General features: G+C 72.2%; 20 protein-coding genes. 4 read left to right on the top strand and 16 right to left on the bottom strand.

Annotation, left to right across the window (positions count from 1 at the left end; all coding sequences use genetic code 11):
* Window positions 1–48: 48 nt before the first annotated feature.
* The 6 genes from BJ958_RS22585 to folP all read right to left on the bottom strand — a co-directional run bounded on the left by BJ958_RS22585 (window position 49) and on the right by folP (window position 4,072).
* Window positions 49–645 carry a hypothetical protein gene (locus tag BJ958_RS22585; protein WP_179729068.1) on the bottom strand — a complete coding sequence of 199 codons (597 nt, stop codon included), beginning with the start codon at window positions 643–645 and terminating at the stop codon, window positions 49–51.
* A gap of 102 nt (window positions 646–747) precedes the next feature.
* On the bottom strand, window positions 748–1,716 hold the full coding sequence (locus BJ958_RS22580; protein ID WP_179729067.1) for a hypothetical protein: 969 nt from the start codon (window positions 1,714–1,716) through the stop codon (window positions 748–750).
* Window positions 1,717–1,726: 10 nt separating this feature from the next.
* Entirely contained in the window at window positions 1,727–2,233 is a 507-nt protein-coding gene (locus tag BJ958_RS22575; RefSeq protein WP_273518520.1) for a DUF3180 domain-containing protein, read from the bottom strand.
* A complete protein-coding gene (gene folK, locus BJ958_RS22570; protein ID WP_179729066.1) occupies window positions 2,230–2,799 on the bottom strand; it encodes a 2-amino-4-hydroxy-6-hydroxymethyldihydropteridine diphosphokinase in 570 nt (189 codons plus the stop codon). Before folK ends, BJ958_RS22575 begins: the two co-directional genes overlap by 4 nt.
* Complete coding sequence (gene folB / locus BJ958_RS22565; RefSeq protein ID WP_179729065.1) at window positions 2,796–3,203, bottom strand: dihydroneopterin aldolase; 408 nt, start codon at window positions 3,201–3,203, stop codon at window positions 2,796–2,798. The genes folK and folB overlap by 4 nt, the downstream gene beginning before the upstream one ends.
* Window positions 3,200–4,072, bottom strand: a complete 873-nt coding sequence (folP, locus tag BJ958_RS22560; protein ID WP_246319089.1) for a dihydropteroate synthase — start codon at window positions 4,070–4,072, stop codon at window positions 3,200–3,202. The genes folB and folP overlap by 4 nt, the downstream gene beginning before the upstream one ends.
* A gap of 23 nt (window positions 4,073–4,095) precedes the next feature.
* Between folP and BJ958_RS22555 the strand changes: the two genes are divergently transcribed.
* Complete coding sequence (locus BJ958_RS22555) at window positions 4,096–5,670, top strand: glycosyltransferase family 2 protein (RefSeq protein WP_179729064.1); 1,575 nt, start codon at window positions 4,096–4,098, stop codon at window positions 5,668–5,670.
* Between the two features lie 54 nt (window positions 5,671–5,724).
* Here the strand turns inward: BJ958_RS22555 and rfbA are convergent, their stop codons facing one another.
* Window positions 5,725–6,618: a glucose-1-phosphate thymidylyltransferase RfbA gene (rfbA, locus tag BJ958_RS22550; protein WP_179729063.1), complete on the bottom strand. Its 894-nt coding sequence runs from the start codon at window positions 6,616–6,618 to the stop codon at window positions 5,725–5,727.
* A gap of 85 nt (window positions 6,619–6,703) precedes the next feature.
* Here rfbA and rfbB point away from each other — a divergent pair, with 85 nt between their 5' ends.
* Both rfbB and BJ958_RS22540 read left to right on the top strand, forming a co-directional pair.
* Window positions 6,704–7,693: a dTDP-glucose 4,6-dehydratase gene (gene rfbB / locus BJ958_RS22545; protein WP_425489799.1), complete on the top strand. Its 990-nt coding sequence runs from the start codon at window positions 6,704–6,706 to the stop codon at window positions 7,691–7,693.
* Between the two features lie 2 nt (window positions 7,694–7,695).
* Window positions 7,696–9,084 carry a sugar nucleotide-binding protein gene (locus tag BJ958_RS22540; protein WP_179729061.1) on the top strand — a complete coding sequence of 463 codons (1,389 nt, stop codon included), beginning with the start codon at window positions 7,696–7,698 and terminating at the stop codon, window positions 9,082–9,084.
* Window positions 9,085–9,140: 56 nt separating this feature from the next.
* Here the strand turns inward: BJ958_RS22540 and folE are convergent, their stop codons facing one another.
* From folE to dacB, 6 genes are all read right to left on the bottom strand, one after another.
* Window positions 9,141–9,731, bottom strand: coding sequence for a GTP cyclohydrolase I FolE (gene folE, locus BJ958_RS22535; protein ID WP_179729060.1), 591 nt, complete (start codon window positions 9,729–9,731; stop codon window positions 9,141–9,143).
* Entirely contained in the window at window positions 9,728–11,791 is a 2,064-nt protein-coding gene (gene ftsH, locus BJ958_RS22530) for an ATP-dependent zinc metalloprotease FtsH (protein ID WP_179729059.1), read from the bottom strand. The genes folE and ftsH overlap by 4 nt, the downstream gene beginning before the upstream one ends.
* Before the next feature lie 120 nt (window positions 11,792–11,911).
* Entirely contained in the window at window positions 11,912–12,463 is a 552-nt protein-coding gene (gene hpt / locus BJ958_RS22525) for a hypoxanthine phosphoribosyltransferase (RefSeq protein ID WP_179729058.1), read from the bottom strand.
* Between the two features lie 4 nt (window positions 12,464–12,467).
* Window positions 12,468–13,448 (bottom strand): tRNA lysidine(34) synthetase TilS, encoded by a 981-nt coding sequence (gene tilS, locus BJ958_RS22520; protein ID WP_179729057.1) that lies wholly within the window; start codon window positions 13,446–13,448, stop codon window positions 12,468–12,470.
* 1 nt (window position 13,449) lies between these two features.
* Window positions 13,450–14,499: a zinc-dependent metalloprotease gene (locus BJ958_RS22515; RefSeq protein WP_246319088.1), complete on the bottom strand. Its 1,050-nt coding sequence runs from the start codon at window positions 14,497–14,499 to the stop codon at window positions 13,450–13,452.
* A 49-nt stretch (window positions 14,500–14,548) separates the two neighbouring features.
* Window positions 14,549–16,012, bottom strand: coding sequence for a D-alanyl-D-alanine carboxypeptidase/D-alanyl-D-alanine endopeptidase (dacB, locus tag BJ958_RS22510; RefSeq protein ID WP_179729056.1), 1,464 nt, complete (start codon window positions 16,010–16,012; stop codon window positions 14,549–14,551).
* Between the two features lie 162 nt (window positions 16,013–16,174).
* Here dacB and BJ958_RS22505 point away from each other — a divergent pair, with 162 nt between their 5' ends.
* Window positions 16,175–16,657, top strand: coding sequence for an inorganic diphosphatase (locus tag BJ958_RS22505; protein WP_179730337.1), 483 nt, complete (start codon window positions 16,175–16,177; stop codon window positions 16,655–16,657).
* Window positions 16,658–16,923: 266 nt separating this feature from the next.
* Here the strand turns inward: BJ958_RS22505 and BJ958_RS22500 are convergent, their stop codons facing one another.
* From BJ958_RS22500 to BJ958_RS22490, 3 genes are read right to left on the bottom strand one after another with little or no spacing between them, the layout of a single operon-like run.
* Complete coding sequence (locus BJ958_RS22500; protein ID WP_179729055.1) at window positions 16,924–17,487, bottom strand: TetR family transcriptional regulator; 564 nt, start codon at window positions 17,485–17,487, stop codon at window positions 16,924–16,926.
* Window positions 17,484–18,179, bottom strand: a complete 696-nt coding sequence (locus BJ958_RS22495; RefSeq protein WP_179729054.1) for a class I SAM-dependent methyltransferase — start codon at window positions 18,177–18,179, stop codon at window positions 17,484–17,486. Before BJ958_RS22495 ends, BJ958_RS22500 begins: the two co-directional genes overlap by 4 nt.
* Complete coding sequence (locus BJ958_RS22490) at window positions 18,176–20,149, bottom strand: acyl-CoA dehydrogenase family protein (RefSeq protein WP_179729053.1); 1,974 nt, start codon at window positions 20,147–20,149, stop codon at window positions 18,176–18,178. Before BJ958_RS22490 ends, BJ958_RS22495 begins: the two co-directional genes overlap by 4 nt.
* Window positions 20,150–20,163 lie beyond the last annotated feature (14 nt).

Below are 20,163 nucleotides of genomic sequence, written 5' to 3'. Positions count from 1 at the left end.
CCCGATGCTACCGAGCCGCCGAAGTGCCCCGTCTGGCGCCGCGAGGTGTCAGGCGGGGCGGCGGGCCTGGGCGCGGGCCCGGGCCTCGAGGGCGTGGATCTGGGAGGTGAGGACGTCGAGCTCGGCCTCGAGCTCGGCGACCCGGACGACGGCCTGGCCGGCGCGCTCCTCGGCGTCGGCGAGGCTCTTGGTGAGCCGGTCGGCGGTGCGCTGGGCCTCCTCGGCACGCTCACCGGCCTCCACCAGCTCGCGGCGGGCGTCGGCCAGCTCCGCGGCGGCGTCGCCGAGGCGCTTCTCGAGACGGGCGATGGTGGCGTCGCGCTTGGCGACCTTGCCCGTCATGTCGGCGGCGAACTCGACGTTCTCCGCCGTGCGGACCTCGGTCAGGTCGGCGTACGCACGCGCCTGGGCGGCCCGGTCCCGGGCGGCCTCCTGACGGGAGTCCAGGAGCTCGGTGTGGGTGATCTTGGTGGCGGCCGCGCCCAGGACGAGGGCGGCGCCCGCGGCGATCGTGACGAGGACCCAGGAGCCGGTCACGGCCGTGCCGGCGACGGCGAGCGTCGCGAGCACGAGGAGGAGCACAGCGACCAGGACCCGAGTGGAACGCTGACGGCGGCGGTTGCCGGACATGACAGGGGAAGTCATGCCTTGCACGGTATGCCTCCGCACCTGCGAGACGCCGCAGACACGCTTGTCACACTCGTCCCAACTGTCACAGCCGGCCAGCTGTCACAGCCGGGCTGGCGGTCAGCGGACGGGCCGGAGGGACGCCGTCCCGTCGCGGACGAGGATCCGGAAGGCGACCGGCGGGCGCGCGCCGGACTTCCGGTGCGGTCGCACCACCAGGCGGATCCCGGCGGGCAGGCGCTGACCCGGACCCACCTGCTGCTGCAACCAGGCCACCACGTCGGCCTCCGCGCCTCCGGCGGCAAGCATCTGGTTGGCCTGGCTCACGAGCCCGGCCGCCTCGGTCATCGCGGACACCTCCCAGAACAGGCGGGCCATCCGGTAGGGCTGCGACCTCCGGGGAGCCGACAGGTGGGGACGGCTCCATGCCCAGGTCTCGACGCAGGTGGTCGACCGGCGGACCACACCGGCACTGCTGAGCGTGGTGTTCACCGACTCGACCCTGGTCAGCCGGCCCTGGGCATCGGTCTGCGCGGTGATCGCGTCTCGCCACTCCGCGTCGCTGCCGGCGCCCAACGCCATCGTCCCGACGAAGGACGTTCCACCACCTGCCAGCGGCGTCGTGGCGAGCTCGGTCCACGGAGCACCGGCGTCGGCGAGGAGGGGGCCGTCCTCCCCGCCCCACAGGTCGTCGTCCCAGACCGCGCGGTCCCGCGTCCAGGCCGCCCTCATCGGCGCGCCGTGGACTCGCAAGGACCTGCGGACCGCTCCCGAGACCTTGAGGTAGCGGTAGCGCCCCTTGAAGACCGTCGCCTGCAGGGCACCGGATCCGTCGGTCCGCCGCCGCTGCGTGTGGGTCTTCGCGTCGAGCTCGACGACCGAGCCGTACCCACCGGTGACCGAGTCGGTGCAGTGCTGTTCGTAGGTGCCGCCGACCTTGCGCCACACCGTCAGGTACGACGCCCGGGCAGCCGCCTGCAGCGTCGCGACGGCCACGGGATCGGGCGCCGCGGCCGTGGCGTGCGCGTCGGCGGGGACGGCGACGATGGTGAGCGCGAGCGAGGAGACGAGAGCGATCAGGAGGCGCACGAGCAGACTCCTACCCGTCGTCGCGGACCCGACACGCCCTCTCGAGCAGCAATCCGGCGACGACCGCGGCGAGTGCGCACCCGGCGGCCACCAGCGAGCGCACCAGCCTCTCGTCGGCCAGCTCGGCGGAGTCGCCGATCCACGACAACGCGTAGCCGACGTACCCGCCGGTGACCAGCGCCGCGACGAGGGCGCTGGCCCGGGCGAGGACCAGCCGGTTCACGGCCTGGTGGGCCTCGAGCCGCTCACGGCGCACGTGGACGGCGCGGTGGGTCACCCACGCGACGTACCCGAGGATCGCGGCGAGCAGCAGCAGGGCGAGCGGCTGCGCCGGCGACACGAGCGGGGGCACGACGTCGAGGCGGTTGCACAGCGGGTGCACCGCCCAGCCGACGACCACGCCGACCACCGCCCAGCCCAGGACGGTGGGCAGGCCGGTGGGGCGAAGTCCGTCCGGTGACGGGTCGGAGGGGCCCGAGGGCTCCTGCTCGGGCTCCTGGACCGGGTCCCTCGTCACTCCGTCTCGAGCACCAGGTCGTCGCGCAGCTTGAGGCCGTCGGTGCCGACCTTCTCGAGCAGCTCGGCAACCGGGCCGTGGTCGAGCAGCTGCGCGTCGGCCTCGAGGTCGTGCCACGGCTTGAGCACGAAGGCACGCTCGTGGGCGCGGGGGTGCGGCAGGCGCAGCTCGTCGGTGTCGCTGCGGCGGTCGCCGACGACGATCAGGTCGACGTCGAGGGTGCGCGGGGCGTTCCTGACGTCGCTGCGCTCGCGCTCGAAGGCGTCCTCGATGGCCAGGGCACGGTCGAGCAGCCGGTGCGCCGACAGGGTCGTGTCGGCAAGAACGACGGCGTTGAGGAAGTCCGGTGCGTCCGGCGGGCTGTCGACCGGGGCGCTCTCGTAGACCGGCGACACACCGGTGATCCAGACCTCCGGGGTGTCCGCGAGCACACCGAGAGCTCCCTGCAGCGTCGCGAACCGCTCGCCCAGGTTGGACCCGAGTGCGATCACCACCCGACGGATCGGTCGCATCTCGCCGGTCAACGTGTCCGCGTCGACGATGTTCGGATTGGGGGTCTCGGTCATGCTGGGCCCTCTGCCTTCCCGGTTCGGTCTCCCACCACTGCCGCCTCACGGCGGCGGGTGATGGTGAGCTGTACGTCGGCGAACGTCGCCTTGATCGGCGCATCCGGCTTGTGGACGGTCACACGCACCCATTCAACACGAGGGTCCAACAGGCAGGTGTCCGCGATCCGCTGCGCGAGGGTCTCGATCAGGTCGACCGGGTCCCTCGTCACGGCAGCCACGACCTGATCGACGAGGCTTCCGTAGTCCACGGTGTCGCGCAAGTCGTCCGAGGCCGCCGCGGGGGCGGTGTCGACCGCGAGGGTCAGGTCGATCCTGAAGACCTGGCCGTCGCGTCGTTCGTGGTCGAAGACGCCGTGGTGGGCGAAGCACTCGATGCCGAGGATGCTCAGCTCGTCAGTCATTCTCGATCCCTCTCCGGCGCCACGGCCCGATCCGCGGCTGACCCCCACTGTGCCGCAACCGCCAAGGCGTCGCGGTGGGCACGCACATCGTGGACCCGCAGGCACCACACGGGCGCGCCACCCAGGCCGGCCGCGAGCAGGGCGCTCAGCGCCACGCCGGCCGCCTCCCGCTCCCCCACCGGGCGCGGCTGACCGGCCGCGTCCTCGAGCAGGCGCCCGAGGAAGGTCTTGCGGCTGCCCCCGACCAGCAGCGGGAACCCGAGGTCCGCCAGCTCGTCGAGGTGGCGCACCAGCTCCCAGTTGTGCTCGGGCAGCTTCGCGAAGCCCAGGCCCGGGTCGAGCACGATCCGGTCGTCCCGTACGCCGGCGGCCCGGATCGCGGCGACCCGCTCCGCCAGCTCGGCGCGCACCGCCGCGACGACCCCGTCGTCGTACTGCGCGAACTGCTGCATCCGGTCGCTGTGGGCACGCCAGTGCATCGCGACGTAGGTGACGCCGGTGCGGGCGACCACGTCGAGGATCGCCGGGTCGGCGAGCCCGCCGGAGACGTCGTTGACGATCCGCGCCCCGGCCGCGACGGCCCGGTCCGCGACCTCGGCGCGCATGGTGTCGACCGAGACGGTCGCCCCCTGCGCGGCCAGCGCCTCGATGACCGGCACGACGCGGTCGAGCTCCTCCGCGAGCAACGGCCGGGTCGCCCCGGGCCGGGTCGACTCACCGCCGACGTCGAGGATGTCGGCGCCCTCGGCGAGCAGCTCGCGGCCGTGCGCGATGGCGCGTTCGGGGTCGTCGTACCGCCCACCGTCGGAGAACGAGTCGGGCGTGACGTTGACGACCCCCATCACCAGGGGCGTCGACGGTCCGGTCATGCCCGAAACCCTAGACTCCCGCCATGGCCGAGGTTCCTCACGACCCCTCCGTGTCCGTGGTGATCCCGACCTACCGCTCCGGTCCGGGGCTGGACCGCGCGATCGCGTCGCTCGACGCCCAGACGCTGCCCCAGGACGATCTCGAGGTCCTGCTGCTCGACGACGGCTCCCCGGACGGGACCGCGGCCCGGATCGAGCAGATCGCGGCCGGCCGGGCGAACTACCGCGCGTTCGCGCTCGAGGCGTCCGGGTGGCCGAGCCGTCCGCGCAACATCGGCGTCCGCGAGGCCCGCGGCCGCTACGTGCTCTTCCTCGACCACGACGACGAGCTCTACCCCGATGCGTTGCGGGCCGCGGTCGTGCTGGGCGACGCGGCCGGGGCCGACGTGGTCAACGGCAAGGAGGTGCGGACCCAGATCGCCCGCTGGGGGCTCACCAACTACACCCACGACACGCACGACGCGAGCGGCGAACCGCTGCGCGGGCTGCTGCCGATGACGCCGCACAAGCTCTACCGGCGAGCGTTCCTGCTCGAGCACGACGTCCGCTTCCCCGAGGCTCCGCGGCACCTGTGGGAGGACCTGTTCTTCCACGTGGACGTGATCCGGCACGAGCCGAGGGTCGCGCTGCTGAGCTCCACGCCCTTCTACCACTGGCGCAAGACCGCCGAGAACAACTCAAGCTCCACCGACGGAACCAGGCTCGACTACAGCGGCGACCCCGAGTACTGGCCCTACCTCGACAAGCTGTTCCAGCTCGTCGTCGGCGTCGCGGAGCCCGCGATCCGCAACGAGCTGCTCGCCCAGAACGTCCACGTCCGCCTGGTGTCGCAGCTGGGCCAGCGAGCCTCCGGCACCGACGACGCGGGCGTCACGCAAGCGCGGGCCGAGGTCGCCCGGATGCTCGAGGCGTACGTCCCGGCCGAGCTCGACCTGCTGCTCCCCGAGCGCAGCCGGGTCGCGATCACCCTCTTCCGCGCCGGCCACGCGGACGCGGCGGCCGACTTCCTGCGCGACGGCATCGACCGCAAGCCCGACTTCACCGTCACTGCGGTCGACGACGCCGGTGACGGCAGCGTCACGGTGAGGGGCACGGTCGCCTGGAGCCGGGTGCCGGGGCAGCCCTTCGCCCGGCGTACGCCGACCGGCGAGGTCGTCCGCGACCTGCCCGAGCCGCTGGCCGGGCTGCTCGCCGAGCACGGCCTCACCCCGACCGCCGACGTCTCGGACGCCTTCGTGGACGTGGCGGTCCGGCACGCACCGACCCGCGTCAGCTGGCTGCTCCCGTCGACCTCGCAGGTCCGGCTGGTCGAGCAGGAGGACGGCACCCTCGAGCCGGCCGGCACCTTCTCGGCCCGCTTCGACCCCACCACCGCCGCGATGGGAGGCGCGCTGCCGACGGGCGCGCACCTCGTGCTGGGCATGTGCGAGCTCGACGGACGCACCGGCATCAAGCGGGCGTTCAGCGACCTCCCGGCCGGCACCCGCGTGGGTCCGGTCGTGCTCGACCACTCCGCCCAGGACGGACTGCTGCTGCGGCTGCCCGCCGAGGAGAGGCCCGCCCGCAAGGGGCTGCTCAGCCGCCTGCGCCGCTCGTAGGTCGTCGAGCGCCAGCGAGCGGCGTGCCGAGACGCGCCTCACCGGCGTCTGGGCCTAGAGCAGGTGGTTCGGCCCCGCGTCTGCGGCCTCGGCGAGCAGGTCGAGCAGGTAGCGGCCGTAGCCGCTCTTGAGCAGCGGCTTCGCGAGCTCCTCGAGCCTGGCGTCGTCGATGATCCCCAGCCGCCAGGCGATCTCCTCCGGCGCGCCGACCTTGGTGCCCTGCCGGGCCTCCAGCGCGCGCACGAAGTTGCTGGCGTCGTTGAGGTCGTCGAACGTGCCGGTGTCGAGCCACGCGGAGCCGCGCGGGAGCACCTCGACCTGGAGCCGGCCCTCGTCGAGGTACATCCGGTTGAGGTCGGTGATCTCCAGCTCGCCGCGAGCCGAGGGCTCGAGCGACTTGGCCTTCTCGACCACGTCGGAGCCGTAGAAGTAGAGGCCCGGCACGGCGTAGTGGCTGCGCGGCTTCTCGGGCTTCTCCTCCAGCGAGAGCGCCTTGCCCTCGGCGTCGAACTCGACGACGCCGTACGCCTTCGGGTCGGCCACGCGGTAGCCGAACACCGCGGCGCCGTCGAGGTCCTCGAAGCGCCGCAGGCGGGTGCCGAGGCCGGCGCCGTAGAAGATGTTGTCACCGAGCACCAGGCCGGCACCGCCGCCGTCGAGGTGCTCCTCGCCGATGAGGAAGGCCTGCGCGAGGCCGTCGGGCGAGGGCTGGACGGCGTAGGTGATCTCGATGCCGAACTGGCTGCCGTCGCCGAGCAGGCGGCGGAACTGGTCGGCCTCGTGGGGGGTCGTGATGACCAGGACCTCGCGGATGCCGGAGAGCATCAGCGTCGAGAGCGGGTAGTAGATCATCGGCTTGTCGTAGATCGGCATCAGCTGCTTGCTGATGGCGTGGGTGATCGGGTGCAACCGACTCCCCGTACCGCCCGCCAGGATGATCCCGCGCATCTCGTCTCCCACTCCTCGGCGCCTCGCTGGCTCCGTCTCGATGTCTCGACAGGGCATTGTCCTTCATACACTGTCGGACGTGCGCATCCTCGTGACCGGCGGAGCCGGGTTCATCGGCTCCAACTTCGTCCACCACCTCGTCCGCCACACCGACGCCACGGTGACGGTGCTCGACAAGCTGACCTACGCGGCGAGCCGCGAGTCGCTGGCCGGGCTGCCCGAGGACCGCGTGCAGCTGGTCGTCGGCGACATCGTCGACGCCGCCCTCGTCGAGCCGCTGGTCAACCAGCACGACGCGGTCGTCCACTACGCCGCCGAGTCGCACAACGACAACTCGCTCAACGACCCGTCGCCGTTCATCCAGACCAACCTGATCGGCACGTTCACGCTGCTGGAGGCGGTCCGCAAGGCCGGCGTCCGGTTCCACCACGTCTCCACCGACGAGGTCTACGGCGACCTGGAGCTCGACGACCCGAAGCGGTTCACCGAGGACACGCCCTACACCCCGTCGTCGCCGTACTCCGCCTCGAAGGCCGGCTCCGACCACCTCGTGCGCGCGTGGGTCCGCAGCTTCGGCGTGCAGGCCACGATCTCGAACTGCTCCAACAACTACGGCCCCTGGCAGCACATCGAGAAGTTCATCCCGCGCCAGATCACCGAGGTGGTCGACGGCCGCCGCCCGAAGCTCTACGGCTCGGGCGAGAACGTGCGCGACTGGATCCACACCGAGGACCACTCCTCCGCCGTGCTCCGGATCCTCGAGCAGGGCCGGATCGGCGAGACCTACCTGATCGGCGCCGACGGCGAGAAGTCGAACCTCGAGGTGGTCCGGATGATCCTGACCCTGATGGGTCGCGACGCCGACGACTTCGAGCACGTCACCGACCGCGCCGGCCACGACCTGCGCTACGCGATCGACTCCGGCAAGCTGCGCACCGAGCTCGGCTGGACGCCGCAGTACGGCGACTTCGAGGCCGGCCTCGCGCAGACCGTCGAGTGGTACCAGCAGAACGAGGCCTGGTGGCGTCCGAAGAAGGACGCCACCGAGGCGGCCTACGCCGCGAAGGGCCAGTGAGCGTGGGCGAGCTGCGCGTCGAGACGACGTCGATCCCGGGGCTGCTCGTCGTCCACCTGCCGGTGCACGGCGACGACCGTGGCTGGTTCAAGGAGAACTGGCAGCGCGAGAAGATGGTCGCGCTCGGCCTGCCCGACTTCGGCCCGGTGCAGAACAACATGAGCTACAACGCCGCGCGCGGCGCGACCCGCGGCATCCACACCGAGCCCTGGGACAAGTTCGTGTCCGTCGCGACCGGCAAGGTGTTCGCCGCGTGGGTGGACATGCGCGAGGGCGAGACGTTCGGGGCGACGTACTGGACCGAGGTCGACGAGAGCAAGGCGATCTTCGTGCCGCGCGGCGTCGGCAACTCCTACCAGGCGCTCGAGGACGGCACCGTCTACTCGTACCTGGTCAACGACCACTACGTCGCGGGCCGGGTCTACCCCGCGCTGAACCTCAAGGACGCGACCGCAGCCATCCCGTGGCCGATCCCCCTCGACTCCGAGGACGTCGAGATCTCGGCCAAGGACCTGGCCAACCCCGTGCTGGGCGACGTCGAGCCGATGGCGCCGAGGAAGACGCTCATCACCGGGTGCCGCGGTCAGCTCGGCCAGGCGCTCGCGCCGCTGTACCCGGGCGCGACGCTGGTCGACCTCGACGAGCTCGACCTGACCGACGACGCCGCCCTGGCCGCGTGGCCGTGGGAGGAGTACGGCCTGATCCTCAACGCCGCCGCCTACACCGCGGTCGACAAGGCCGAGACGCCCGAGGGCCGCCCTGTCGCCTGGGCCGCCAACGCGTCGGCTCCTGCCGCGCTCGCCCGGATCGCCGCTGCCCGGGGGATCACCCTCGTGCACTACTCGACCGACTACGTCTTCGACGGCTCGGAGGTCCCCGGCGGTCACACCGAGGAGGAGGCCTTCGCCCCTCTCGGCGTCTACGGCCAGACCAAGGCCGCCGGCGACCTCGCCGTCGCGGGCGCCCCGCGTCACTACGTCCTGCGCACCTCGTGGGTGATCGGCGAGGGCCACAACTTCGTGCGCACCATGGCCCGTCTCGCCGCGGACGGGGTCGACCCGGCGGTCGTCTCCGACCAGGTCGGACGGCTGACGTTCACCTCCGAGCTGGCCCGCGCGACCGCGCACCTGGTGGCCACCGGCGCGCCGTACGGCACCTACAACGTCACCAACAGCGGCACCGAGCGCTCGTGGGCCGACTACGCCCGCAAGGTCTTCGAGCTCACCGGCCACGACCCTGCCCGGGTCAGCACGGTGACCACCGAGGAGTACGGCGCCGGCAAGGACCTGTCCCCGCGGCCGCTCTACAGCACCCTCGCGCTCGACAAGCTCGCCTCCACCGGGTTCGTGAGCACCGACGCCGACGAGGCGCTGGCGGCGTACCTGGCCTGAGCGGGCGCGCTGAATGGATCCCCGGATGTCCGGGGGATCCATTCAGGGCGTCAAGGTCAGCCGCGCGGGCTGTGGATCAGCGCCATCGCCTCGGCACGGGTGGCTGCATCCTTGAGCATCGTGCCGCGGACGGCCGAGGTGATGGTGCGGGCGCCGGCCTTGCGGACGCCGCGCATGGTCATGCACAGGTGCTCGGCCTCGATCACGACGATCACCCCGCGGGCGCCGAGGAGCTCCATCAGCGAGTCGGCGACCTGGGTGGTCAGCCGCTCCTGGACCTGCGGGCGCTTGGCGTAGACGTCGACCAGGCGGGCCAGCTTGGACAGGCCGGTGATCTTGCCGGTCTCGGCCGGGATGTAGCCGACGTGGGCGACACCCGTGAACGGCACCAGGTGGTGCTCGCACATCGACCACAGCTCGATGTCGCGGACCAGCACCATCTCGTCGTGGCCGAGGTCGAAGGTGGTGGTCAGCACCTCCTCCGCCGACATCCGCAGGCCGGCGGTGAGCTCGGCGTACGCCCGGGCCACGCGGGCCGGGGTGTCCTTGAGACCCTCACGGTCCGGGTCCTCGCCGATGGCGGCCAGGAGCTCGCGGACGGCCGCCTCGGCGCGCTCGTGGTCGAACGCGCCCGTGCCCTCGCTCATGCCGAGGGCGCCGGCGGCTGCGGGTCGGTCGGCGGCGCGGACGGCGTCCCGCCGTAGACGTCGCCACCGGGTCCGGGCGGGGTCAGGATCTGGCCGCTGTCACCGGCGGCGGGCTCGGGGACCGAGCCGTTCTGCTCGGCACGGCGCCGGATCTCCTCGGGGATCTCGACCGGCGGGATGGTCGAGGGGATCCGGGTCGGGGAGCCGGTCCAGGCGGGCCGCTCGGGACGCAGGCGCAGCGCGGTGAAGATCTCCGCGACCTGCTCCTTGTCGAGCGTCTCCTTGTCGAGCAGCGCGAGGACGAGGGCGTCGAGCACGTCGCGGTTCTCGACGAGGATGTCGAAGGCCTCCTGGTGAGCGGCGGCGAGGAAGTTCTTGGTCTCCTCGTCGACGATCGCGGCGACGTCCTCGGAGTAGTTGCGCGAGTGGCCGAGGTCGCGGCCCAGGAACGGCTCGGAGTTGGACTCGCCGAGCTTGATCGCGCCGAGTCGCTCGGTCATGCCGTACTGGGTGACCATCGCGCGGGCCAGCGAGGTGGCCTTCTCGATGTCGTTGCCGGCACCGGTCGTCGGGTCGTGGAAGATGAGCTCCTCCGCGGCCCGGCCGCCCAGCATGTAGGCGAGCTTGTCGAGCATCTCCGAGCGGGTCTGGGAGTACTTGTCCTCGTCGGGCAGCACCATCGTGTAGCCCAGCGCCCGGCCGCGCGGCAGGATCGTGATCTTGTGGACCGGGTCGGTGCCCGGCAGCGCTGCCGCGACGAGGGCGTGGCCGCCCTCGTGGTAGGCGGTGATCAGCTTCTCCTTCTCCGTCATCAGACGGGTACGACGCTGCGGACCCGCGATCACGCGGTCGATCGCCTCGTCGAGGAGCGGCGCGGTGATGACCTTCTGGTTGCTGCGCGCGGTGAGCAGCGCGGCCTCGTTGAGCACGTTGGCGAGGTCGGCACCGGAGAAGCCGGGGGTACGACGCGCGACCGACATCAGGTCGACGTCGGGACCGAGCGGCTTGCCGCGCGAGTGGACCTCGAGGATCCGCTTGCGGCCGGCCAGGTCGGGCGCGTCGACCTGGATCTGGCGGTCGAACCGTCCCGGGCGCAGCAGCGCGGGGTCGAGGACGTCGGGACGGTTGGTGGCCGCGATCAGGATCACGCCGCCTCGCACGTCGAAGCCGTCCATCTCGACGAGGAGCTGGTTGAGGGTCTGCTCGCGCTCGTCGTGGCCGCCGCCCATGCCGGCGCCGCGGTGGCGCCCGACGGCGTCGATCTCGTCGATGAAGACGATCGCGGGCGCGTTCTCCTTGGCCTGCTCGAACAGGTCGCGGACGCGGGAGGCACCGACACCAACGAACATCTCGACGAAGTCCGAGCCGGAGATCGAGTAGAACGGGACCCCCGCCTCGCCGGCGACGGCGCGCGCGAGCAGGGTCTTGCCGGTGCCCGGCGGGCCGTAGAGCAGCACGCCCTTGGGGATCTTGGCGCCGACGGCCTGGAACTTCGCCGGCTCCTGGAGGAACTCCTTGATCTCGCCGAGCTCCTCGATCGCCTCGTCGCACCCGGCGACGTCGGCGAAGGTGGTCTTCGGCATGTCCTTGCTGATCATCTTGGCCTTGGACTTGCCGAACTGCATGACGCCCCGGCCACCGCCCTGGACGTTGTTCATCAAGAAGATGAACAGCAAGATGATCAGCGCGAACGGCAGCAGCGTCGCGAGGATCGAGCCCAGCAGGCTGGGCTTGGGGTTCTTGAAGTCGTACTTGTTGATCTTGCCGTCGGCCTTCTGCTGCTCGACCTGCTCGATCAGGCCCTGCTGCGCGCCGTCGACGTAGTAGGACAGGACCTTGTCACCCTGCTTGCGGGTGCCCTCGTTGAGCGTGGCCTCGATCGACTGGTCGCCGTCGACGAAGGTGATCTCGTCCACCTGGCCCTTGGCGATGTACGTCGACATCTGCGAGGTGGGGATCTCGTCGTACCCGCCTCCGGGTGCGAGGAACTCGAGAGCGAGGACGACGGCGAGGACCGCCACCACGATCCAGAGCCAGGGCCCCCTGAAAACGCGCTTCACAGACTTACTCGCTCCCCAACTCCGTCGACAAGGATCTGACGACGGTACACGCCGCCGACGGGTCCCATTCTGTCTGGTCCCTGGTTGGGCGGCGCGAGGAAGCCGCGATCAGGACGATGTTCAGGAGTAGACGCTGGGCGAGAGCGTGCCGATGTCGCGCATGTTGCGGTAGCTCTCGCGGTAGTCGAGGCCGTAGCCGACCACGAACTCGTTGGGGATGTCCCAGCCGACGTACCGGGGCTTGACGGGCATCTGGAGCGCCTCGGGCTTGCGCAGCAGGGTGGCGATCTCGACGCTCGCCGGGCCGCGGGAGCCGAGGTTGGAGGTCAGCCACGACAGGGTCAGGCCGGTGTCGATGATCTCGTCGACGATCAGGACGTGGCGCCCCGCGATGTCGGCGTCGAGGTCCTTGAGGATCCGCACGACGCCCGAGGACTTGGTGCCGGAGCCGTAGGACGACACGGCCATCCAGTCCATCTCGACGTGCTTGTTCAGGGCACGGGCGAGGTCGGCCATGATCATCACCGCGCCGCGCAGGACGCCCACGAGGACGAGGTCCTTGCCCTCGTAGTCGCGCTCGATCTCGGCTGCCATCTCGGCCACCCGGGCCTGGATCTGCGCCTCGGTGAAGAGCACCTCGACCAGGTCGTCCGCGACGTCGCTCGCATGCATGGCGTCAGCCTGCCACAGCAGTTCGGCGGAAGAGGAGGTGGGAGCGGTCGCGGTACGCCGTGACGTGACCCGGCAGCTGCACCTCACCGCCGCTCTCTCCGCTGGCGAGGCGCTGGAGCGCCGCGACGTGGACGTGGAACAGCTCGGCGTCGACCGCCCCGGCGGTGAGGGCCGCGAGGCGGAGCACCCGGCCGCCGAGGGCGGGCAGCAGGTCCTGGACGCCGGCGAGGTCGAGCCCGTCGGGACCGGCCAGGTCGTCGTACGCCGTCGCGGCGAGGGCGTCGAGCGCCTCGACGTCGGCGCGGACCTGGTCCGCGGTGCGGGCCAGGGTGGCGGCGATGCCGGGGCCGAGCTCGTCCTCGAGCACGGGCAGCACGCGCTGCCGGACGCGGACCCGCGCGAAGCCCGGGTCGGCGTTGTGGGGGTCGTCCCAGAACTCGATGCCGTCGGCCAGGCAGGCGGCGACGGTGTCGGCGCGGGCGACGTCGAGGAGGGGACGCCGGTAGTGGTCGAACGTCCGGCGCATCCCGGCCAGGCTGCGGCCACCGGAGCCGCGGGCCAGCCCGAGCAGGACGGTCTCGGCCTGGTCGTCGCGGGTGTGGCCGAGCAGCACGGCCTGGGCGGCGAAGTGCTCGCGGAGCTGGTCGAGGACGGCGTAGCGGGCCCGGCGGGCAGCCGCCTCGATCCCGAGCCCGGCCGGGTCGACCTGGACCCGGGCGGTCGCGGTCTCGTCGGCGCCCAGGCCCGCCATCTGCGCGACGACACGCGCCGCGTGCTCGCCCGAACCCTCCTGCAGGCCGTGGTCGACCGTCGCGCCGACCACCCGGAGCCCGGCCTTGTGGGCCTCGAAGACCGTGGCCGCGAGCAGGGCGAGCGAGTCGGCGCCGCCGGAGCAGGCCACCACCACGGTGGCGCCGGGGTCGAGGTCGACCAGCGTGCGTCGTACGCCCTGGCGGACGGCGGCGATCGCCGGGTGCAGGCCCATGTCAGGCCAGGACGCGCTTGACCCAGCCGTCGGGGTCGCTCAGGTCGGCCTTGCTGGGGAGGTTCTCGGGGCCGGCCCAGACGGCGTTGAACTCGTCCATGCCGACCCGGTCGACGACGGAGCGGACGAAGTGGGCGCCGTCGCGGTACTGCGCCATCTTGGCCTCCAGGCCGAGCAGTCGGCGCAGCACGCGGTCGAGCGCTCCGACGCCCTGGCGGCGCTTGGTGAACTTCTTGCGGATCTGGGCGACGCTCGGGATCACGGTCGGGCCGACGTCGTCCATCACGACGTCGGCGTGACCCTCGAGCAGCGACATCATCCCGGTGACGCGGTCGATGACCTCGAGCTGCTCGGGGGTGCTGAACATCTCGACGATGCTGCCGCCGTTGCGGCCGGCCTTGATCGCCTCGGTGATCCGCTCGAGGCCGCCCTCGAGGAAGCTGGCCGGCTCGACCGTGTCGCTGATGGCACGGATCTCCGAGAACAGGTGCTCTCGCATCCAGGGCACGGCGGTGAACTGGACCCGGTGGGTCTCCTCGTGCAGGCAGACCCAGAGCCGGAAGTCGTGGGGGTCGACGTCGAGCTCGCGCTCGACGTGGACGATGTTGGGCGCGACCAGCAGCAGCCGCCCGTGGGGCTCGTGGAACGGGTCGAACTGGCCGAGCACCTTGCCGGCGAGGAACCCGAGCAGCCCGCCGACCTCGGCACCGGTGACCTTCGCGCCGACCTTCAGCCCGATCCCGCTCGGCGGCTTGCTCGCGGCGATCTTCTCGATCATCGGCCGGGTCGCGACCGCGAAGCCCTCGGCGTTGGCCTGCACCCAGCCCGGCCGGTCGACGACCAGGATCGGCGCGGTGCCGTCCGGCGCGTCCAGCCCGGTGAACTCCCGCACCAGTCCGGTCGAGCGGTGGGCGCCCGCCCGGAGCTCGGCGACCGCCTCGTCCGCCTCGGCCCGGCTCACCACCGGCCCGTCCCCGGCCAGCCTGGACCCGAGCGCGACGGCGAGGCCCCAGTCGATCATCGGGGGCAGCGGCGCGGCGGGTGCGGTCATGCCCGGAAGCCTAGGCCGTGGGGTCGAACGCCGCCGGGAACGCCGTGCGTCAGCACCGGCAGGCACCGAGGCCGGCGGCCGCGGAGTCCATCGTGGTGCGGGCGAGCAGGGCCTTGTCCTTCTTGACCTTGTCGGCCATGAGCGCGAAGGCGAGCAGGTGCCCCTGGGCGTCGATGGCGATGCCGGCGAGCGAGGTGACACCGGTGAGGGTGCCGGTCTTGGCGCGCACGCGCCCGCGGCCGGCGGCGGGCCCGAGGTCCATCCGGTCGGTGAGCGAGCCGGTGTAGCCGGCGACCGGGAGCGCGGCCAGGAGCGGACGCAGCTGGGGATGGTCTGCCGAGGCGGCGAGGCGCAGCACGTCGACGAGGACGCCCGGTGCCAGCCGGTTGGCACGGGAGAGGCCGCTGCCGTCGTGGAGGACCGAGCCGCGCAGGTCGATGCCGTTGGCGGTCAGCACCCGCTCGACGGCCGCCTGGCCGCCGGTGAACGACCCGTCGCCGCTGTCGGCGATGCCGGCCTGGCGCAGCAGCACCTCGGCGGCGGCGTTGTCGCTGACCTCGACCAGGCGCTGCACGATCTGGGCGACCGTGGGGCTGGTGACCCGACCGACCTCGGTCGCGCCGGCCGGGGCGGTGGTCCGGGTCGGGTTGCCCGTCACCGCGATCCCGCGCCGGGCCAGTGCCTGCGCGAACGCGGTGGTGGCCTCCAGTGCGGGGTCGGCGACGGGCCCCTGCCCGGGGAGCGCCCGGCCCTCGTCGACCCACAACGCGCTGACCGGGTTGATCTCCTCGGGGATGTAGTCCGGCTTCCACGTCGGGTGGACCTGCGGGCCGGTGAACAGCGAGTCGTCGAAGCCGAGCTCGACGCTCGTCACGCCGGATGCCTTCAGGCTGCGGGCGGTCCGCTTGGCGAGGGTGCGGACGTCGGCCCGGTGGGGGTCGTACGTCGCCCCCGTGGGCGCGGCGTTGGGCTCGCGCGCCAGGAGCGGGTCGCCGCCGCCGACGAGGACCAGGCGGGGCGTCGTACCGCTGGCGTCGAGGACGGTGGTGGTCGCGAAGGTGTGCTCGGGGCCGAGCAGGAACAGAGCTGCGGTCGAGGTGACCAGCTTCGTCGTCGAGGCCGGGATGGCGACGCCGGCGCCCTCGGCCGCCTCGTACGCGTAGCCGGTGCCCTCGAGCGGGCCCACCGCGGCGATCACGTGGCGTCCCAGGGCGGCCGACCTCAGCGGGGACAGCGCCTGCTCCACCGCGCCCGCGTCGAGCGCGGCGGTGCCGTCGGCGGTCGGCGCCAGTGCGTCGGGCACGACGACCGGAGGCACGTCGACCTCCGGCGGCGGCGCGACCGCGGCCGGGTCGGCCGGCGTGCCGGCGTCGGCCCGCAGGTCGTGCCACCAGCGCTCGGCGGCCCCGGTCTGCCAGGCGACCCCGCCCCCCGCGAGCAGTGCCACCACCAGCACCCCGGAGAGCACGCGACGCCCCCGCCGGGTGCCCGGCTCGCGGTCCTTCTTGGCCACGGTTCTCCTTCCGGGAGTGCTCCCCGACTGCGCGTTCCGGGACATTGTGCGGGACAATGCTGCGAACAACGGCGCCGGGCAGGTTCACAGCTCCCGCGAGCACGTCCGCGCCAGACCCGATCGTCAGCCCCGACCGGGCCGAGAGTGTGGAGGAAGACTGTGCTGGAGTTCGACGTCCTCGTGGAGATCCCCAAGGGGAGCCGCAACAAGTACGAGGTCGACCACGAGACCGGGCGCATGCGCCTCGACCGGTTCCTCTTCACCTCGACCATGTACCCCGCCGACTACGGCTACATCGAGGACACCCTCGGCCAGGACGGCGACCCGCTCGACGCGCTGGTCCTGCTCCAGGAGCCGACCTTCCCGGGCTGCCTGATCAAGTGCCGTGCGATCGGCATGTTCCGGATGACCGACGAGGCCGGCGGCGACGACAAGGTCCTCTGCGTCCCCGCGGGCGACCCGCGCATGGAGCACCTGCGCGACATCAACCACGTGCCGAACTTCGACCGGCTCGAGATCCAGCACTTCTTCGAGGTCTACAAGGACCTCGAGCCCGGCAAGTCCGTCGAGGGCGCCGACTGGGTCGGCCGCACCGAGGCCGAGGCCGAGATCGTCGCCTCGTTCGAGCGTTTCAAGACTCACTGAGTCATTGGGCGCTCGCTGCGCTCGCGCATGTCGAGCGCGCTTTGGCGCGTCGCCTTCCTCCGCTCCGCTCGTTCCTCGCTCCGCTCCGTCCAGGCAACGCGGCGCGCTCGACGACATTCAGCCGCATCTCATGCTCCTTGCATGAGGTGCGGCTGAGCGGCTTTTCGTCGGGCGCCAAGGGCGCCGACATGCGAGCGAAGCGAGCCAAACCAACACCGCGAGTCACTCACGAGACGCATCCCCCGGAAGCATCCCTTCGTCGAGCCCTAACGAGGCCCCAGCAGCAGAGCCAGCCCTGCGGCGATCGCCGCGGGGCTGTCGTCGTACTCGGGCGGCATCGTCACGAAGCTGAGGGCCAGCCGGGCGAGCGTACGGGCGAGCTCGCGTACGACGGCCGGGTCGGTGCCCGGCCAGGCCGCGCCGGCCGCGGCCTCGAGCTGCTCGGCGACCCGGACCAGCAGCGGGCCGGCGTCGGTGGTCACGATCCGAACCAGGTCGTGGTGAGCGTCGCCGGCGCGGACCCGGTCGATCAGCGGGTCCTCGGCGGCGGTCTCGAGGAACAGCCGGAGGCCCTCCTCGAGCCCCCGGCGCGGGTCGTCGGCGTGGGCGGCGAGGGTCTCGGCGATCAGCGCGCACAGGGCATCGGCGAGGTGGACGGTGTAGGCCTGCGCGAGGCCGTAGCGCGAGCCGAAGGCGTTGTAGAGCGTCTGCCGGCTGACCCCGGCATCGCGGGCGACGGCCTCGAGCGTGACGTCGCCCCAGGGGCGTTCGAGCAGGAGGGCGCGCAGGGCCGCGAAGACAGCGGTGCGACGTTCCGCGGCGGCACTCACGTGCGCGCGTCTCCGCGCTTGACCCCACGGAAGTACGCGATCGCGCCGCTGCGCTCGAGGACCACGTCGGCGACGCCCTCGCGGGCGAGCCAGTCCTCGAGGTCGTCGCTGGTGCATCCCGGTCCGAGGAGCCCGGCGACCCGGCCGACCCGGCGCAGCGGCTCGAACCGGATCCCGGTGTCGTTGAGGAGCGCGCTGCCGGTGAGCACCCCGCCGGGGCGGAGCACCCGGGCCATCTCGACGACGGCCCGCTCGGGGTCGGGGAAGCAGTGCAGGCCCGTGAACGTGACGACGAGGTCGAAGGAACCGTCCTCGAACGGCAGGTCGCCGACGTCGGCGATCCGCGGCACGACCTGGTCGGCGACACCGCGGCGCTCGGCGACCCGCATCGTGCGGTCCAGCATGGTCTGCGCGATGTCGCCGGCGACGTACTCCACGCCCTGCCCGGACCGCAGGCCGCGCAGCGCGACCCCACCACCGCAGGGGATGTCGAGGACCCGGCTGCCGGCGGGCTGGCGGCCGATCTCGTCGGCGGCGCGGTAGAGCCGGCGCAGGTCGCTGTTGATGCCCAGGCGCCACAGCGCACCGCCGGCGGTCGGGTGCTCGACCGTCCAGTCGTAGAAGGATGCCCACAGCGGGTCGTCCGACCAGCCGCCCAGCCCGGGGACGTGGGACAGGGCGGAACGGATCATGCCTCTCCTCCGATGAGGGCCTGGGCGCGCAGCAGCGCCTCCGGTACGGCGAACGCGTCGACCAGCTCGCGCGCGACGGGCCGCACCCGGCGGCACAGCTCGGCCACCTCGCGGGTGATCGCCTTCGAGCGCTGGGTGTTGAGGCGGCCGTGCTCGATGAACCACGCACGGTCGGCCTCGATGCCCGACAGCGCGTGCAGGTCGCAGAGCAGGTTGAGGGTGAGCCTCAGGTCGCCGTCCTCCATCGCGGCGACCTTGGCGGTGAACGCCTCCAGCACCAGCCGCTCGACGTGGGCACGGGCCGCCTGGATGACGTGGTCCTGCACCCGGGAGAACACCTCGCCGGGGACCATCCCGGAGTCGACGCCACGCTTGAGCCGCCGGGCGACGCCGCCGATGAGGTGCTCCTCGCGGAAGCGGTACATCGCCAGGTGGTAGTTGGGGTCGCGCAGGCCGCTGTCGGTGTGCCAGTCGTCCTTGCCGCCGGGCAGCGCGTCGCGGATCTGCTCGAACAGCCGGTGCACGCGGGTCCGCTCGAGCACGGTGTCGACGGCGAGGCCCGCGACGAAGCGGACCATCCCGAGCTGGTCGAGGTCGGAGAAGTCGCTGGCGTAGTCGGTCAGCAGGCCCTTGCCGACCAGCTGCAGCAGGACGTGGTTGTCGCCCTCGAAGGTCGTGAAGACGTCGGTGTCGGCCTTGAGCGCGGCGAACCGGTTGACGGCCAGGTAGCCCGCGCCGCCGCAGGCCTCACGGCACTCCTGGATGGTGTCGGTCGCGTGCCAGGTCGCCAGCGCCTTGGTGCCCGCGGCGCGGGACTCCAGCAGCCGCCGGGTCTCCTCGTCGTCGCGGATGCCGGAGAAGACGTCGTGCAGCTCGCCGGCGAGCACCTCCTGGGCGAAGTGCAGGGCGTAGGTCCGCGCCAGCCGGGGGAACAGCCGCCGCTGGTGCAGGCCGTAGTCGAGCAGCAGCTGCTCGGCGCCGCCCTCCTCGGTGCCGGTCTCGAACTGCCGGCGCTGGAGGCCGTAGCGGACGGCGATCGTCAGCGCCGACTTCGACGCGCTCACCCCGGCCGCGCCGACCGAGACCCGGCCCTGCACGAGGGTGCCGAGCATCGTGAAGAACCGTCGCCCCGCGCTCTCGATCTCGCTGACGTAGCTGCCGTCCTCGGTGACGTCGGCGAACCGGTTCAGCAACGCCTCGCGCGGCACCCGGACACCGTCGAACCAGATCCGGCCGTTGTCGACGCCGTTGAGGCCCATCTTGGCGCCGTCGTCCTCGATCCGGACGCCGGGCAGCGTCGCGCCGTCCTCGTCGCGCAGCGGTACGACGAGCGCGTGCACGCCGTGCCCCTCACCCCCAACCTCCAGCTGGGCGAACACCACCGCCACGCGCGCGTGCCTCGCCGCGTTGCCGATGTAGTCCTTGCCGGCGCTGTGCGTCGTGGTGGTGACCACGAACTCCGAGGTCGCCGGGTCGTAGGTCGCGACCGTGCCGAGCGCCTGGACGTTGCTGCCGTGCCCGGTCTCGGTCATCGCGAAGCAGCCGAGCAGCCGGCCGCTCACGACGTCGGCGAGGTACGCGTCGTGGTGACGCTTCGTGCCCAGCTGCAGGATCGCGCCGCCGAACAGGCCGAACTGCACGCCCACCTTGACCAGGACCGACAGGTCGCCGTACGCGAGGGACTCGAAGGCCGCGATCGAGGCGCCGATGTCGCCACCTCCGCCGTACTCCTTCGGGAAGCCCATCCCCGCCGCGCCGGTGCCCGCGATCTCGAGCACGACGTCCTTGACCCGCTCGCGGAACTCCGCGCGCGGCATCGTCTCGGCGTCCTCCAGCACGCAGGCGTACGACGGCAGCAGCTCGCGCACCGTGCGGCGGACGTCGGCGTACCTGCCGTCGAGCAGCTCGGTCAGCGCGGCGACGTCGACCGCCAGCTCGGGGGGCGCGGTCGCAGTGGACTCCTCGGCCATGGGGCGAACCTAGC

It is taken from the genome of Nocardioides kongjuensis, from assembly GCF_013409625.1.
In the GTDB taxonomy this organism is placed as follows: domain Bacteria; phylum Actinomycetota; class Actinomycetes; order Propionibacteriales; family Nocardioidaceae; genus Nocardioides; species Nocardioides kongjuensis.
This window is presented reverse-complemented; position numbering and strand designations above follow the sequence as displayed.

Excerpts from the sequence above, each read along its gene's own strand:
- BJ958_RS22555 (WP_179729064.1), top strand. The coding sequence starts at position 4,096 with ATGGCCGAGGTTCCTCACGACCCCTCCGTGTCCGTGGTGATCCCGACC.
- folE (WP_179729060.1), bottom strand. The coding sequence starts at position 9,731 with ATGAGCGAGGGCACGGGCGCGTTCGACCACGAGCGCGCCGAGGCGGCC.
- folB (WP_179729065.1), bottom strand. The coding sequence starts at position 3,203 with ATGACTGACGAGCTGAGCATCCTCGGCATCGAGTGCTTCGCCCACCAC.
- tilS (WP_179729057.1), bottom strand. The coding sequence starts at position 13,448 with ATGGGCCTGCACCCGGCGATCGCCGCCGTCCGCCAGGGCGTACGACGC.
- BJ958_RS22490 (WP_179729053.1), bottom strand. The coding sequence starts at position 20,149 with ATGGCCGAGGAGTCCACTGCGACCGCGCCCCCCGAGCTGGCGGTCGAC.
- rfbA (WP_179729063.1), bottom strand. The coding sequence starts at position 6,618 with ATGCGCGGGATCATCCTGGCGGGCGGTACGGGGAGTCGGTTGCACCCG.
- BJ958_RS22515 (WP_246319088.1), bottom strand. The coding sequence starts at position 14,499 with ATGACCGCACCCGCCGCGCCGCTGCCCCCGATGATCGACTGGGGCCTC.
- folK (WP_179729066.1), bottom strand. The coding sequence starts at position 2,799 with ATGACCGAGACCCCCAATCCGAACATCGTCGACGCGGACACGTTGACC.
- folP (WP_246319089.1), bottom strand. The coding sequence starts at position 4,072 with ATGACCGGACCGTCGACGCCCCTGGTGATGGGGGTCGTCAACGTCACG.
- BJ958_RS22495 (WP_179729054.1), bottom strand. The coding sequence starts at position 18,179 with ATGATCCGTTCCGCCCTGTCCCACGTCCCCGGGCTGGGCGGCTGGTCG.
- BJ958_RS22585 (WP_179729068.1), bottom strand. The coding sequence starts at position 645 with ATGACTTCCCCTGTCATGTCCGGCAACCGCCGCCGTCAGCGTTCCACT.
- hpt (WP_179729058.1), bottom strand. The coding sequence starts at position 12,463 with ATGCATGCGAGCGACGTCGCGGACGACCTGGTCGAGGTGCTCTTCACC.